Raw genomic sequence first — 16,220 nt, forward strand, 5'->3', positions numbered from 1 at the left:
TCAGAAGGCTTTCTTAGATAAATCTAATATAACTAAACTTTATGTTCTAGGTAGTACATCGGCTGTAAGTGATAATATTGTAAAACAATTAACTAAGTAGGTGAGTAAATATTAAAATTACATGTAAATTAAAGGTATTTAAAAATATTTAGTAATTATTTAAATAAGGTACATTTATATTAGATGTTTTTGAAATTGAGAGATATTAATAATTGTATTAGGATTATATATAAGTAAAAAGAAAAAATCAGCATAATAATTAAAGTAACTACCTGCTAGTAGAAGAGATTTTTACTAGTAGGTAGTTTTTGACTACTTCTATATTTAGTAAAATCTCAAATTTATAAAGAGTTTTCTACAATTAACTAGTAATATTAATAAATTAAATAGAAGGTTTATATGGAATATTATTAACAAATTTTGTTGAAATATGGAAAATAATATGATATAATTTGGGATGACATGTAAAATAATACAAAACGTAATAATAATAAATTATTATTAAAAAAATCTATATAACCATTATAGAAATATATAAATAGAGGGGGATAAAATTATGTTAAGAAAAAAGTATTTTAAAATGGCTACAATGGCAGTTATAACTACCTGCTTAGTTAGTGGTGTATATGGGGGACATGTAAATAAGATGGCTGGAAATCCAACAGAAGTATTTGCTGCGACATCAGGTTCTAAAATTTATTCTAGTACAAGACTTGGGGGAGAGAATAGATTTCAAACTGCATTTAAAATAGCTGATACTATTTCAAGCGGAAAAGTTGATGCTGTAGTTTTAGCAAATGCCTTTAATTTTCCAGATGCACTAAGTGGATCTACACTAGCTGTACAGAAGAATGCTCCAATACTTTTAGCTAGTATGAATAGTACAGATAATGCTAAGGTTGTAAGCTATATAAAAAATAAGTTAAATAAATCAGGAACAATTTACTTATTAGGAGGTAATAGTGTAATACCTGATAGCATTATAACTTCATTAAAAGCCCAAGGATATACCAATTTTAAAAGGCTTGGAGGAGCAAATAGATTTGAAACTAATTTAAAAATAGTAAGTGATTTAAATATAAAAAAGGGTACTGATATCATAGTTGCAGATTCGAAATCTTTTGCAGATAGTTTATCGTCTTCAGGAATAGCAGGAACTAAAGGAATGCCAATATTCTTAGTTGATGGAACTTTAAGAAGTGATATATTAGCTAAGATAAAATCTATATCACCAAAGAATATTTATATTGCAGGAGGGACAACAGCCGTATCGGCATCTATAGAAAATTCTTTAAAAGGAGTTGGTAATGTAGTAAGACTAGGTGGGAAAGATAGATACGAAACTTCTTTAAAAATAGCTAAATATTTTAACCAAGATACAACTACAGCTGTAATTGCTAATGGATTAAATTTTCCAGATGCGCTTACAGGGAGTGTACTAGCTGCTAAAAATAATTCTCCAGTTGTACTTGTTGGTAGCGAGGTAAGTAAACAGAGAGGATATTTAGATAGCACTAAAATAAATAAAGTGTATGTAATGGGAGGGCCTAGCGCTATATCTAATAGTATTTTATCAAAATTAGTAGAGTCATCAAAATATGATGAAGCTATTACAAATAAAGTAAGAACAATAATATACCCTAAAGCAGCTAATTATATTGGAAATTTTCCATATATCAATGATTTTTTTGTTGTAGCAGATAAATATATAAATGGAAGTGTAAATAAGTCTAATACTATTAATGCTCTTAATAGTTTTAGTTGGAATGGCATTAAAGAAGTTCTTATGAGGCCTTCAGTAGGTACTATAACGGGCGTGCCAGAAAAAGCATTTAATAGTTTTGAGGGAATATTTCCTTACTTTAAAAATGCTGGTGGAAGTGAGATTGTAGCATGTAATGTTATTAAAATAAATGTATATAGAGAGGGAAATGGAACTTATACCATAAAGTTTGTAGGTGCAAGAGGGGCAACAATTGGGTATAGAAACTGAAAATAAAAAAAAGGTAAAGATTTTATTCACAATAGCATTACTATTGTCCAGTCTGTTATTTTTTAACACAAAAAATGCATATGCTGGTGATATTGTTGATTTTTATAATTCAAATGGGGAAAATGTAGTTTATGTTTCTTCTGATTATAGTGCAACATATGCAGTAAAACAAAAAGCTGCAACTACATCTATCAGATATAGAACTATAGGATTTCAGACTAGAATTGAATTGAATGGAGAAACCTACTATACAAGAATACCATTATCTAATTTTACAGTATCTAGTGAAACTAGCGGTGGATATGTATACTCAATGTTTAAACTTGATATTAGAAATTTAGTTAAAAAGTATAAGACTGATTATCCATCAAAACCAGCAATATTTGATGAAATACTAAGTGGTGATGATAGTACAACTATATTTTTGGATGGTATAGTTACTATTTATGAAAATGGGGTAATAAAAGGAAGTTTAAGTAGTGATGGAACAGAGAGTGGAGAGGTGTATTTTACATATAATGGTTCACCTTTATATGATACTTCAAAGGTAAAATTACCACCGAGTAAGGGGTGGTCATTAATTGGATATTATGACTCACTACGAAATGGAATTAAAGAAGCAAGAGGATGGGATTATATTACAGCGAATCAATCATTATTACAGGTATTTGGTAAGCGTATGATTATAGCTGTAGTTGATAAAGAAAAAATACCTATTCAAAGAAAAGTAATAGTGGAATATAGAGATGTAGATACACAAAGAATGATTAAGACATCTTTGAAAGAAACTGTAGAAACTACTGGCAGTGCTCCAATAAAAAAAAGCTATAGTGCTGCTACAATAGCAGGATATGATTATGTATCTTCAAGTATAGTTTCGGGTGATGTATTGCACGAAGGTGGAAACCCAGTAACTATATCAATAATGCCAAAAGGAGTTAATAAAGTTACATTTTATTATAAACAAAGGAAAGTTACAAATACAGGAAAAATTAAATTTGACCCAATAGAAACATCTTGGACTAATGAGGGTAAAATTTCAGAAGGAGTTGGTGAATATCCAATAAATGTTTCCTATGAGGGAGATAATCCTATGGAAGATATAGGATATTGGGAAGGCGAGCATGATACTGGAGAAGTAGATGAGGATGGAAAAAGTATCATAGAACCATGTGCTGGCACATTTCCTGTTAGTTTTGAACTCGATAATATTAACGTTACTGGGGCAACTAATGAAATTATAGATGGGGCGGAAGGACTAGTTAATATAGATAAGGAGGGTGCACAGCTTCAATTGAAGGGTGTTGGGGAGTGGAAAGAGCCTATTTTTCAAGCACCAGACTGTGGATGTTCATATGAATTGCCAGATACACCAGAAGCACCCACTGGAGAAAGTTCTTACTATAACATAGATTGGACTAAAAGTAGTATAGAAGTTACAGAGCCTATAGACAAATGGATTAATAATCCCGTCCCTTATAAGATTGATATATTGGCAAAGGATAATCTTTCTGGATTTGCGGAAGGTAGTAAGGTTACAGTAAATGATAGCAGTCACTATAAAAATGATAAAGAAGATAATATACCAGAAGGAAATTTAGAGTATAACACAAGTTTATGGATTACAGATGGAATTTACGAAATAGATGTTAAAGCCGATGATATTGCAGGTAATGAACATTCAGAATCCTATGAAACATACTATATAGATGGAAATAGTCCAGAAGTAAGCTTTAATGTAACTAATAAAATTTTTTCAGTAGAAAATGGTTCTGTAAGAAAGTCAAGTAAAAAAGGTTCTGATGACTCTTACTATGGTACACTAACTGCTAGTGATAATTTATCAGGAGTATCTAAAATCCAATATAAATGGACATACTGGAATAATAAGCCTGATTATGGCTATGAAGTTATTTACGAGAGTCCGTATACTTATATAGACAGATATGAGGAAGTAATATCAGAGGAAATAGAAAAACCTGTGGGAGATAACTTATATCTTCACGTTGAAATGTGGGATGTAGCTGGAAATTATACTTATCAAAGCTTTGGACCTTTTGAAGATCCTATAATGTTAAAAAATTTTAAAGTTACAGATATTAGAGATCCTCGATGGAAAAGTATATTTTGGAAAGATGATAAGTATAAAGAATATACAGGTAAAATGTTTAAAGTGAATGAACTAGGAATAGATGAAAAATCTCATACTACATTAAAAAATTCTTTTCCAAAAAAAGGATATGCCTTTTACTTTGATATAACTTCAGAGTATTTATATAGGGATAATGACCGAATAGAGATTACACCTAACTTCTACTATGTAAAAGGTGATAAAAGAACAAGGGTGGATTGTTATTATGACAATAAAAATAATCCCCTTGTAGCCTTTGGAAGTAAACATGATGATTCTAGTATAAACTTAAGAACTAATAGGTATGGAGATGTACTTATAGGTAATTATAATAAGTTAATTTTAACAAGAGGAGTCAGAATTACAAAGGGACGAGAATGGAAAGACTACGATGGAATCAAGGGATGGAAGGATGAAATTCAATATACTGATGGAAAAGAGCAGTGGTGGTATGGAAAATACTTTATTCCTTCATCTAGTTTCTTTGTAAAAGCGGGAGATAGTCCTAGGCCTGAAAATCGCTTAACAGGTGGGAATATATTAATTAATTTTGAAATTGTAGCATATAAAAACGGTATAGAAACATTTTCTACGGATCAAATATTTAGCTATAATTTATCACAGTGGGAATTAGAGGGTGGACCTAAAAATTCTAATTACAAAACTGGAGATGTAATAATATACAATGGTAAATATGGAGTGGACAGTGATCACTCCGGTAGAGTTATACATTAATAATATTTTTAGATACAGGGAATTAAATATTATTAATACAAAAAATCAACAATAAGATAAGGGTTGGTATATAAAATTATCAATGTATCAACTCTTATATTATTAAAGTTAAAGTAGTTAATTTAATGGTTTAAAGTTAATAATGTTACTGATGAAATGTAACAATCATATATAAATATATATGTTGCAAATTCCAAAAACTTATTGGAAATATTATTGCATTATGATATAATTTTAGCTGTGCATTAAAAAAATGGGATATAAAATGTCATATAAGATAAGTTTATATTAAATCACAGAAGAAAGAAGTGTGAAATATAAGTGGTTTATGTTATTATGGGAACTTTTTCCGCAGGTGGAAATTTTGATAAAGTTAAAGCAAGTTATGATGGTAATAATATTGAGTTCACCAATAGTATTAATACAGTGGAGGAATTAAGAAATAAGTTAGTAGATATAGATCCGCATATAATCATAATTGATTATAACTATGATGATAGAAAAGAAGCAGTAGAAATTATATGTAGCAAATTAACAGATTGTAAATTTGTTAATTTCAACGGAAGCACAGATAATCTAGATACTAATTTAAAGGAAGTAATAAATTCAGTAAGAAAACATAAGGATAAAAATAAAATATCGATTAATGATGATATAAAAATTTTGCATATTGGCAATAAAGATAAAACTGATAAATTTAAATCTAATAATTCTCAATTAATAAGTAATACATCTAAATATAATATGAGAAAAAATGATAAAAAACCTGTAATTGAAAAAGAAGTATTAAAAGTAGTAACTTTTAGGTCAGATTCTATAATTACGTTTATAAGTAATGCATCTACAGGAAAATCATACTTAAGTTGGAATTTAGCACATGCACTATCCAAGATGTATAAAGTTGCTTATATAAATATTGACGAAAGTAATACTGCTAGTTGTTATTTTGGAATAGATGAAGAGAGAGAATATTTACCCTTTAATGATATAGATAGAAAAAACCTGAAGGATATTGTGGAAGAAGGGTATAAGGTAAATAAAAATCTAATAGTTTATACAGGGTCATTTGGGGTAAAGATTAACATTAAAAATGAAGTCCTATTTAAACTAATAAATCAATTACGTAGTGATAACAATGTAGTTATTATAGATACAGCAACGGGGTTTAATGACAATTTAGTAACAGCAATTAATTATAGCAACGATATTGTATTTGTGTATGATTTAGACAATGCTCATCTAAAGCTCAATGAGATGCTTCTAGATAAAATAGAGGGAAATATAAACAGTAATAATACCATAGCTATAATAAACAATGTGGTTAATGGAAGTAAGGAATTAAATAGTATAAATAAATATTTAAAAGGAACAAGTAAATTTAAAGATGTTTTAAGTATTAGAAATTGTGGACAAGCAACCTATGATTATATGTATTCTAGTACTTGTAATTACTTACAAGATGATAATGAGTTTAGTAGTGATATAGATATATTAATTGAAACTCTTAAACTTCAAGGAAAAGAGAAGAATTCAAGTAGTAAGAAGGGTATTTTTAATATATTTAAGGGAGGAAAATAAATGAAGCTTGGGGTTAAGAAAAAGAAGTATTCCACCTATTCAAAGGAGAAAAAGAAGAAAAGCAATATTAAGATTATTGCGATAATACTAGGAACCACTATATTAGTAGTATGCATTTATCAATTTGGGGTTATGAAATATTATAGAAATAAAGTTGAAAGAGAAACTATTGCCAAGATAACTGATAGTGAAAGTGAATATGTTAAAGCGTACGCACTTAATAAACCTATAGAAAAAGGAAATTTAATAACTAGTGAGGATTTAGTAGAAGTAACTGTAAGGAAAAACTTAGTACCTGAAACTTATTTAGATAACATAGGTAAGTTAGAAGGGTTAGTTACAAGAATAGGAGTAAGTACTAATACTGTTTTATCCACTGATATGTTAATTAAAGTAGATGAAGAGATAACAGATCCTATTAAAAATCAAGACTATGATTGGATTAAAGTGCATGCTTTCCTACAACCTAATGATTATGTAGATATACACTTAAAGGAAAAAGACGGTACAGACACAATAGTTACTTCTAAAAAGAAGATATTAAACCTGAATGGAACTGTTTTTGCTATTAATATTAGTGAAGAGGAAAGAGCTTATATTAATAATGCGACAGTAAAAGCATCTTTAATGGAAGGCGAGCTATATACTTCTATTTATCCAGATCCTGAGAATCAAAAGCCTGCTAGTGTTACATATAAATTGGACTCTGAGATTGAAGAAAAAATAAAGAATGATCCTAACATTGTAAAAAAATCTGCGGAGAGTATGAAAAACAATGGAAAGGAAGAAAGTTCAAGTAACACAACAAGTGGTTCTAATAGCGTTAAAACTACCAATGATGTAGAAAAACCAAATTTTATAGGGGGAGATTAGGATGGGAATTTTAGTAGCATTTTGGTCACCATTACATGGAAGAGGTACAACCTCAAATTGTATTGCTTCTGCAATGCAATTTGGCTATAGATATAAAAATAATGTGGTTATAACTCATACGCACTATACTAGATCTACTATGGAAACAGCTTTTTTAAAAGGAAATGAAACAGAAGATTTACTAACTTTTTCTGATTTAGGTATAGACAGCATAGAAAGAGCTCTGCAGACTGGTGAGCTAAGAGAAGAAGATTTTGTGAGTTATTGTAATAAAGTAAGTGATAATGTATATCTTCTAAGCGGGTCTCAAAAGGCTAATAGTGAATTATTTAACAAATCTGTAGGAGAGACATTTCAAAACATATGCAGATTTTCAAAAAAAGCAAACTCTATAACCTTTGTAGATATAGAAAGTGGATTTACTAAAGATATAGCAAGTAGGGTTTTAGAACTAGCAGATATAGTAGTTGTCACATTAGACCAAACTAATATATTTTGTGAAGACTTTTTTAATAATCAGATTAACCATCTTGATAAAGAAAAAGTTATTGCTATGATAGGAAGATATGATTGGGAAAGCAAATACTCTAAAAAATACATAGATAAAGAATTTAATCAAAATGTTTATGTATTACCTCAACTTACTGAATATCTTGATGCTCTTAATAATCATAGAGTAAACGAATTTTTTAGAAATTATAATTTTTTAGAAGAAGAAATGTTCTTTGATGAGTTAAATAGATTAAATGAGGAGATAGTGGAGAGAGCAAAAGCCATAGGAGTGAACTTTGAACCTAAAGAGTTAGTTACTGGTAACTCAAATAAATCTAGGTTTAGATTATTCCGAAAGAGATACGCTTAGAAAGGGGTTTATATATGTTAAATTTCTTAAGAACAATCTTTCGTGGCAAGGAAAATGAAAACACAAGTAGTAAATATACTATTGATGCTATTCAGGAGTTTGTGGAAGAAAATATAACTAATTTGATACAGTCCTCAATTGATGATTTAGGAAAATCTTATGAAGAGATATTAAATGCTAAAAAAAGAAAAGAACTTTTTAAGAAACAGTTAAGTTTATGTGGATTAGGAGATATTGCGTCTAAGCAATTTATAAAAAGTTGGATTTCGGATTTAATTACACAAAAATATGAAGTGAATGAAGAAAATATAGATTATATAATTAATTTTGATTTTCCAACAGTGTATGATAAGTTTTGCATTATTTTAAATAAGTATAAGAAGATGTACGGATATGATGCATTGAAGATGATGATAAAAGAAAATAACCTAGATGAACTTAAGGACTTTAATAATGAGAAGATGTTCGTAATAACTGAAGAGGATATTAATCATATTTATGAAGATACATCTTATAGTTTTATGAGTTTTGAAGATAAGCTAGAAATAATTGTTCAAAGAGTTTATGAGAGAACGCATGGGTTATCAGTTGTAGATGAAATTAGAGATCAACGATGTGATGGATTAAGCTTAGGAGTATCAGGAATACCCATAGACTTTATATATAAGATAAGCGATATGAATATAAAAAATAAAGAAGATATTAAATATCCCTTGTCTTATGAGAGTGTTTGGCTATATTTTTCAGGAAAAGAAATTTATTTAAGTATTCTATCATTTGGATCACAAAGAGAACTAGAGAGAGTATGTAAAAAGTTATATAAATTTAATAACCAAAAGCAATTTACAAAGGCAGATGGATTTATATTTAATAATATGGCAGACTTTTCAAGAATATCAGTTTTTAGACCACCCTATGCAGAAGGATGGGCTGCTTTCATAAGAAAGTTTGATATTGATGGAAATTTAGATACTCTTATTGAAGGAGAAAATGCTGATATAGTTGGAAATATTATTAAGTTTATAGTAAGAGGGAAGCAAAATATATGCTTTTCAGGACAACAGGGAGTAGGAAAAACAACCATGCTAGTGGGAGGATTAAAAAAAATGTATCCTAATGTAACCCTAAGAGTATGGGAGAGTTACTTTGAAACATTTTTAAGATTTAAAATGCCCTACAAAAATATTTTTACCTTAAGGGAAATTGCTGAGCTAGATGGTGAAAAAGCTTTAGATAGTTTAAAAAAGACTAATGGACAAGTTACGGTTATAAGTGAAGCAGCTGAGGATAGAATAAAAGCTTATGTAGTAAAAGGCGCGCTGGCAGCAGCAGAAGCAGTTATGTGGACAGATCATAGTGAAACGCCACGAGATTTAGTACAAAGTCATAGAAATGCTTGTATAAACGTAGGAGTTTTTAGAGATGAAAATAAAGCAGAAGAACAGGTTATTAGCATTTTAGATTTTGATATTCACTTAAAAAAAGATGCTATTGGTCAAAGATATATTGAAAGAATAACAGAATTTATTAGACTAGATGAAGAAGGTTATTTATCAAGTGCTGACGAAGAAGCCTTTAGATTAAATGCTAAAAAGTATTTTGAAGATAGAACTAATGCAGAAAAGTATAAGGCAGTAAATATTGTTGAGTATGATATTGACAATAAAGCATATATCATTAAAAATACTATTTCAGAAAAAAGGAAAAAGGATATTTATTATAGTGTAATGGATTATGATAAAGAAGAATTTGCGGATTTGATGTTATATTTAGAAAAATGTGTATGTGGAGGCCTTTAGATGGGATTTATAGCCTGGATGTGGATAGGAATTGCAATTATATCGATATTAATATTTATATTTATAAGATATAAGCAGTCTAATAAAATCCAAAACAAAAAAATAGTTAAATTATTTAATAGGATATTTAACCGTCTTAATAAAGTTTCATTTTTAAACCATAAGCTACAGAGCATAAAGGTTAGAATATATAATAATAGTCTTGACGAAGAATGGTTAATTAAATATAGAACAATTTTATATTTGATAATATCTTGGATTGTAGGAATTACATCTATTATATTTGTTATTTTATATTTCATTGATAATTTATATGTAACTTTTACTTTAATATTTTTTAGCTTTCAAGTAAAAAATATGACTTTAGATTATCTCATTGGTGATGATACAAATTTTTTGGTGGGAATATACAATTATTCTATAGAACTACAGCAGGCATTTACACTAACTAAAGATGTTCATTTAGCAATAGGCGAAGCCAATAGTAATTCAAGTAATTATAATTTAGTAAAGCGTATGGAAGAAGTAGATGTACTTCTTGATGATGCTGTAGCTATTGAGGAATTTATAACAGAATGTCCCAATGAATATTTAAAGCTATTAATTATTAACTGCAATTTAGTAAATGAGTATGGTGATAAAAAGGATATAGATGGTAAATCTGTTTTTTTAGAAAATATTTTTTATAATAATCAAAATATAGAGACGGAAGTATTCAAACGAAGACAATTGCAATTTTGGCTTAGAGGAATGGCTCTTATATGCATATTACCATTATTATCTTTTAGCCCCTATGATGCATGGGTTGGAAGTAAGTTACCTATGACAAATATTTTTTATAAGGCTGAATCTGGATTTATTGTAAAATTAGCTATAACAGCTTTATCCATAACTTGTTTCTATATTATAAAGAGCCTTGAGAATATACATGGCAGGAGAAATATAAAGGAAAGAAAGTTTTTCTGGGAGGAAGTATTTTTTAAGGTAGATATAATAAAAAGATTTATAAAAATGTTAGTACCTAAGAATAATAGTCGAAAAGGCTATAAATATAAGTTGCTTATCAGTCAAAGCGGAGATTATACGAAAGTTGAATATATATATCTTAGAAAAGTTTTATTAGCTCTTGTAGGGTTTATACTTACCGTATGTATTTCTATTTCTGTAAAAAATATAACAGAAATAATATATTAGAAGATCAAACTGCAGAATTTAACAGTAAAGTTATAGTAGTAGAAAATAAGCAAGAGTATTCTAAAGAGCTTGAGAAAAAATTAATTAAAGAGGTTGATTTAAATAATCTTGAAGGAACCTATGAAAATTTAAAGCAAAAACTTATATATTATGGAGTTAATACAAATGTGGATGCTACGGTTAAAAGGATAGTAGAAAAAAGAGTGGCATTAGAAAATATAGGTTTAAGTTGGTATGATATTCTGATTAGTATTATTGTTGTAGCTTTACTTTACAATGTACCAGAAGCAGTTTTAAAGATGAAAGCTAAGATGCGAAGATATGAGATGCAGAATGAAGTAATAATATTTGAAACTATTATACTAATATTCATGTACCATGAAAATGCAACTAGTGAATTAATTCTTGAATACATGTCCAAGTTTGCAGATATATTTAAAATACAAGTGGATGAAGTGCTTAAGGAAATAAGAAAATCAGATATGGAAGCCTTAGAAATGTATATTCAAGAGATAAAATATAAGCCTTTTCTAAGTCTTATAAGAAATATAATTAAAGCTGAAAACATAAGAGTACAAGATGCTTTTATAAGCTTGGCAGATAATAGACGTAACTATTTAATGAATAGAAAAGAGGAGAATAGAAGACTAGTTTATAAAAGCGTATCTAAAAGTAGATTAATTTCTATGATTCCAATTAACTTAGTAATAATTGCATATATATCAGTTCCTATGCTTTATGTTGCTTTTGTTCAGTTAGATAACTCACAAAATGAGCTAATGGAGCTTCAAACAGAGCAACATGACAACATGGAATATAATATAAGTGATTAATAGAAATTTATAAAAATGGGGGAGAATTAAAAATGGAAGAAAATAATCAAAATGCAGCAATTAAAATTGCTATAGGGGTAATAATGACATTAATACTTGTTGGAGCGATGATAACTTTATTCTTAAAGGTCGTTCCTTCAATAGATAAGGCAAACAGTAAAATTGATACAATTTCATCACAAATGGATATGATTTATTTTAAATCCTATGATGATACAGAAGTTTCAGGGTCAGAAGTTATTTCAGCTATAAACACAAAAGCTTCAAGTGATATAACTGTAAAGGTAACAACTCAGGCGGGAACTGAAGCGACATATAATAGTTCAACTTATAATATAACAAATGTAAATGATAAAAATTATATAGAACCAACAGCTAAATTTGACTCTACAGTTGAAAGGAATTCTAATAATGCTGTATCAGGAATAACTTTTGTACAGTTAGCGAGCAAATAATCTATGGGAGAGGATAAAGGGTATAGCTTAAGCTGTACTTTTATCCTCAAATATGGGGATTGAAATGGATAAGAAAAAGAATTTTTTAAGCTATGTATTTTTAGTGATAATTGGAATAATGATAGTTTCTTTTGTAAAGATTATAAATCATAAAAAAGAAATAAATAATTTACTCGAAGCAGAAGACATTTCAAAGCTAAATGTTGCTACGGAAAAGCTATATGATAGTAAAGACAGTAAGGTTAATTATAAAAATGAGTTAGACAATAATATTAATACTATCACTAACTCAAGTGATAAAGTTACAAAGAAAACTAAGAATGGAAGAGATTTTTTATCACTTAATGAAGAGAAAACTGTAGATAATAATATTGCTAAAACAGAAAACGGAAATAAATATCAAGACTATATTAATGATGATTTTGATTTATTAGCAAGGCTTATATATAGCGAAGCCGGCAATCAACCATATATGGGTAAAGTTGCAGTGGGAAATGTTGTCCTATATAGGTCTAGAGAAAATAATGAAAGTATAGAAAGTGTTATATATAGCAAGAATCAATTTGATGGCATAAATACAGATAGTTTTAATAAGGAACCTAATGAAGAATCAAAGAAAGCTGCTTTAGAAGTTCTAAATGGCGGACAAGCAATAAACGAAGGATATTATTTTGCTAATCTAAATTTGTGTAGCCCTAATTGGGCTAAGAATAGAACTTTTATTTGCCGTATAGGAGACCATTGGTTTTTTAGAAAGGGATGATTCAATGGGAGATTCAATTTTAAATAGCGTAGTAGCGTGTATAATTGGGTTATTTCTATTATTTGTAGGTCCAATTTATTCGGCCTATGAGTCTACAGATAAAATAAATGATACAATGGCTCAAAATGCACTTAGTAGTTTTCAAAAAAATGTTAGAAAAAATGGATATATAGATACAAAAATGTATATTAAATTTTTAAATGAATTAAATGTAACGGGTAAAGTTTATACAATCACAATGGTTCATACAAGTAATTTGGTTTATCCAAGTAGTGAGAATGAAGATGACTATGAATTACATGAAATAGAATATGGAACGGATAATATATTAGAAGCTATTAAAGATGGTTCTACTAAATATTCTATGAAGTATGGAGATGATTTTAAACTTACTATAAAAGAGAGAGAAGTATCTCCAAGCAGAGCGTTATTAAATATCATTACAGATAAGAACAAAGCTAGTTTATTAACTTTCAGCGGTGGAGGAATGGTTGAAAATGAGGTAGCGGAATAATGAATAGTAAAAACTCTTTATTAATAGCTATTGTGTTAATTTTTGTTATGTATGTTCCTATAAAAATTAATCAAATATCAGTGGAAAAGAGTAATAAAGTAAAGGTGGAATATGATGAAGTAGTAGCTACTGCTAGTTCAGATGCAGCAAGACAATTAATATATGCAGCTGATAGCTATTCCAATGAGAATTTAGCTGAAGGTAAAAAGATTGATTATAGAGATATGAATTTAAACTTAGATAAAGCATTAGATAGATTTTATAGAACTTTATTCCTTAATTTAAATATAGAAGAAGACTATGCTCTTCAACAAGGAATTAAATTCAGAATGCCCATAAAGATTGCAACTGCCTATGATGGTTACTACATAGATTATTTCAAAAAAGATGGTCAAGGCGAGCAATGGTCAGAATTAAAACCATATTCATTGGTGGATGAGAAAAATAATTTAATTATAAATTTTACTTTAGATGACTATGTATATATAAAGGATTTATCTACTAATGTTATAAGTGAAGGTAAAAGAAAAGAATTTGAATCAAAATATCCTAAGAGTTGTCTTAAAGATGGTAAGACTTTTAATAATGTTAAAGGTCAAGTTATAAATAATATGATAAAGAATGATTTAGAGTATTACACATATTACTCAAATGATATTGCAAAAATGAATAACTGGCAGTTAAGCTACGATATTCCTTACTGGGGAAATAGAGCTATAGATAGCGTAGCTTTCATGGCATTTTACCAGGGAGAAATGTTTATAGGCAGTGACAAAGTGTATAATAGCTATGGATTTGGTAGCACTAAAACAGTTAACAAAAAAGATATATATGGTTATAAAAAGAATGGAAGAAAGATGTATTCTACCACAATTGACGGTGATGAACCTACTTATTTTTCCAATGAATATGAAGCTGCTATAGATGGATATGAACCTGACTTAGAGTTTTATGGAAAGTAGGGACTGAAATTACTATTTATAATTAAAGTCTATTGTATAGATATGTTTATAATTTAAAATTTGCATAAGAGAAAAATATTAAGGGGGATAAATTTATGTTAAGAAAAAAATATGGAAAAATAATGATTGCTAGTTTAATAACAACTACTTTAATTTCAGGTTTTGGTGGAGGTGTGATATCTTCACTTATGGCTGATATAACTGGAATACCCAATACGGTTTATGCTTATTCAGATAGTTTTAATCCTAATAAATATGGAATGAGAACTGAAACAGGTTGGGTAACATCTAAAGTTAAATGTATAGATAATATTCCTGAAAATGCTACACTTGATCAGCTTAAAAAAATGTCCATAAAAATTAGTCCTGAAACACATCCTCAGTTATTTATGGAAAATGGTATGGCACCAGGCACAAAAACATTTAATGTAGGTAATATGAACTTAACAAATGAAATTTACTATTGGTCATTTTATGATGAAAAGTTTGGGATTCAACAGGATATGTTTATAAAGATCTTAAGCATGGAAGCAACCAATGAATCACCTAAAATTACAAAGACATATAGTAGTTATTATGTAACTAATGGGATAAGCGAAGGAGGTAAAATACCTGCAACTACCTGTATAGTTCATAATAAGACATATTATGATGCATTAAAAGCTGAAACCTCTACCACTACACCACCTAAACCTATACCAACGGATAAAACTTATTCAGCAAGTAGACTTGGTGGAGCCACTAGATGGGAAACTTCTACTGCCATTGCAAAACAAGTTAATGGAAATAAGTTAGATGCAGTAGTTCTTGCTAATGCTTACAATTTTCCAGATGCTTTAACTGGTACTACTTTAGCAGGAAATAAGAAGGCTCCAATATTATTAGTTGGTAATAATGATAAAGATACCGTTACTTTAAACTATATAAAAAATAACTTAAAGTCTACAGGTACAGTTTATGTTCTAGGAGGTTCTACTGCTGTGTCTGATGGTACTTTAAATAAAGTAAAGTCACTAGGATTTAAAAACATTAAAAGACTTGGTGGCTCAGATAGGTATGCTACTAATATGTCTATAGTGAATGAATTAAATGTTTCTAAAGGTTCTAGTGTTATTATAGCTAATTCTATGAGTTATGCAGATAGTCTTTCTATATCAGGAATTTCAGGTGCAAGTAATATGCCTATATTCCTTGTAAATGGTAGTTTAACATCTTCTACTTTAAATAAAATAAAATCAATAGCACCTAAAAATATCTATATTGTAGGTTCTACAACTGTTGTAAATAGTAACATAGAAAAACAATTAAAATCTTATGGAAATGTTGTAAGGCTAGGTGGAAAAGATAGATTTGAAACATCTTTAAAAATTGCTAACTACTTTACAAAAGATACTCAAACTACAGCGTTAGTTTCATATGGACTAAACTTCCCGGATGCTTTAGCGGGTGGAGCATTAGCAAGTAAAACAGCTTCTCCAATATTACTTGTAAATGGAGATGTTACAGCTCAGAAGGCTTTCTTAGATAA

13 protein-coding genes are annotated in these 16,220 nt (G+C 28.8%); all 13 read left to right on the forward strand.

Annotated features, from left to right (window positions below; all coding sequences use genetic code 11):
- Window positions 1–556 precede the first annotated feature (556 nt).
- Complete coding sequence (locus B2671_RS03030) at window positions 557–1,993, forward strand: cell wall-binding repeat-containing protein (protein WP_346869096.1); 1,437 nt, start codon at window positions 557–559, stop codon at window positions 1,991–1,993.
- Window positions 1,977–4,859 (forward strand): hypothetical protein, encoded by a 2,883-nt coding sequence (locus B2671_RS03035; RefSeq protein WP_346869097.1) that lies wholly within the window; start codon window positions 1,977–1,979, stop codon window positions 4,857–4,859. The genes B2671_RS03030 and B2671_RS03035 overlap by 17 nt, the downstream gene beginning before the upstream one ends.
- 336 nt (window positions 4,860–5,195) lie before the next feature.
- Window positions 5,196–6,437 carry a ParA family protein gene (locus B2671_RS03040; RefSeq protein ID WP_346869098.1) on the forward strand — a complete coding sequence of 414 codons (1,242 nt, stop codon included), beginning with the start codon at window positions 5,196–5,198 and terminating at the stop codon, window positions 6,435–6,437.
- Window positions 6,438–7,310 carry a hypothetical protein gene (locus tag B2671_RS03045; protein WP_346869099.1) on the forward strand — a complete coding sequence of 291 codons (873 nt, stop codon included), beginning with the start codon at window positions 6,438–6,440 and terminating at the stop codon, window positions 7,308–7,310.
- A 1-nt stretch (window position 7,311) separates the two neighbouring features.
- On the forward strand, window positions 7,312–8,172 hold the full coding sequence (locus B2671_RS03050; RefSeq protein WP_346869100.1) for a hypothetical protein: 861 nt from the start codon (window positions 7,312–7,314) through the stop codon (window positions 8,170–8,172).
- 14 nt (window positions 8,173–8,186) lie between these two features.
- Window positions 8,187–9,971, forward strand: a complete 1,785-nt coding sequence (locus tag B2671_RS03055) for a hypothetical protein (RefSeq protein ID WP_346869101.1) — start codon at window positions 8,187–8,189, stop codon at window positions 9,969–9,971.
- On the forward strand, window positions 9,972–11,165 hold the full coding sequence (locus B2671_RS03060; protein WP_346869102.1) for a hypothetical protein: 1,194 nt from the start codon (window positions 9,972–9,974) through the stop codon (window positions 11,163–11,165).
- Window positions 11,120–11,998 (forward strand): hypothetical protein, encoded by an 879-nt coding sequence (locus B2671_RS03065; protein ID WP_346869103.1) that lies wholly within the window; start codon window positions 11,120–11,122, stop codon window positions 11,996–11,998. The genes B2671_RS03060 and B2671_RS03065 overlap by 46 nt, the downstream gene beginning before the upstream one ends.
- Window positions 11,999–12,030: 32 nt before the next feature.
- Window positions 12,031–12,453: a hypothetical protein gene (locus B2671_RS03070; RefSeq protein WP_346869104.1), complete on the forward strand. Its 423-nt coding sequence runs from the start codon at window positions 12,031–12,033 to the stop codon at window positions 12,451–12,453.
- A 64-nt stretch (window positions 12,454–12,517) separates the two neighbouring features.
- Window positions 12,518–13,216 (forward strand): cell wall hydrolase, encoded by a 699-nt coding sequence (locus B2671_RS03075; protein ID WP_346869105.1) that lies wholly within the window; start codon window positions 12,518–12,520, stop codon window positions 13,214–13,216.
- 4 nt (window positions 13,217–13,220) lie between these two features.
- Window positions 13,221–13,730 carry a hypothetical protein gene (locus B2671_RS03080; protein ID WP_346869106.1) on the forward strand — a complete coding sequence of 170 codons (510 nt, stop codon included), beginning with the start codon at window positions 13,221–13,223 and terminating at the stop codon, window positions 13,728–13,730.
- Window positions 13,730–14,692: a hypothetical protein gene (locus B2671_RS03085; RefSeq protein WP_346869107.1), complete on the forward strand. Its 963-nt coding sequence runs from the start codon at window positions 13,730–13,732 to the stop codon at window positions 14,690–14,692. Before B2671_RS03080 ends, B2671_RS03085 begins: the two co-directional genes overlap by 1 nt.
- Before the next feature lie 95 nt (window positions 14,693–14,787).
- Window positions 14,788–16,220, forward strand: a 1,433-nt coding sequence (locus B2671_RS03090; RefSeq protein WP_346869108.1) for a cell wall-binding repeat-containing protein, incomplete at its 3' end; no start/stop codon positions are given.

This window comes from Clostridium sp. UBA5119 (genome assembly GCF_002414285.1).
GTDB classification, from domain to species: Bacteria; Bacillota; Clostridia; order Clostridiales; family Clostridiaceae; genus Clostridium_J; species Clostridium_J sulfidigenes.

Excerpts from the sequence above, each read along its gene's own strand:
- B2671_RS03030 (WP_346869096.1), top strand. The coding sequence starts at position 557 with ATGTTAAGAAAAAAGTATTTTAAAATGGCTACAATGGCAGTTATAACT.
- B2671_RS03040 (WP_346869098.1), top strand. The coding sequence starts at position 5,196 with ATGGGAACTTTTTCCGCAGGTGGAAATTTTGATAAAGTTAAAGCAAGT.
- B2671_RS03045 (WP_346869099.1), top strand. The coding sequence starts at position 6,438 with ATGAAGCTTGGGGTTAAGAAAAAGAAGTATTCCACCTATTCAAAGGAG.
- B2671_RS03050 (WP_346869100.1), top strand. The coding sequence starts at position 7,312 with ATGGGAATTTTAGTAGCATTTTGGTCACCATTACATGGAAGAGGTACA.
- B2671_RS03055 (WP_346869101.1), top strand. The coding sequence starts at position 8,187 with ATGTTAAATTTCTTAAGAACAATCTTTCGTGGCAAGGAAAATGAAAAC.
- B2671_RS03060 (WP_346869102.1), top strand. The coding sequence starts at position 9,972 with ATGGGATTTATAGCCTGGATGTGGATAGGAATTGCAATTATATCGATA.
- B2671_RS03065 (WP_346869103.1), top strand. The coding sequence starts at position 11,120 with ATGTATTTCTATTTCTGTAAAAAATATAACAGAAATAATATATTAGAA.
- B2671_RS03070 (WP_346869104.1), top strand. The coding sequence starts at position 12,031 with ATGGAAGAAAATAATCAAAATGCAGCAATTAAAATTGCTATAGGGGTA.
- B2671_RS03075 (WP_346869105.1), top strand. The coding sequence starts at position 12,518 with ATGGATAAGAAAAAGAATTTTTTAAGCTATGTATTTTTAGTGATAATT.
- B2671_RS03080 (WP_346869106.1), top strand. The coding sequence starts at position 13,221 with ATGGGAGATTCAATTTTAAATAGCGTAGTAGCGTGTATAATTGGGTTA.
- B2671_RS03085 (WP_346869107.1), top strand. The coding sequence starts at position 13,730 with ATGAATAGTAAAAACTCTTTATTAATAGCTATTGTGTTAATTTTTGTT.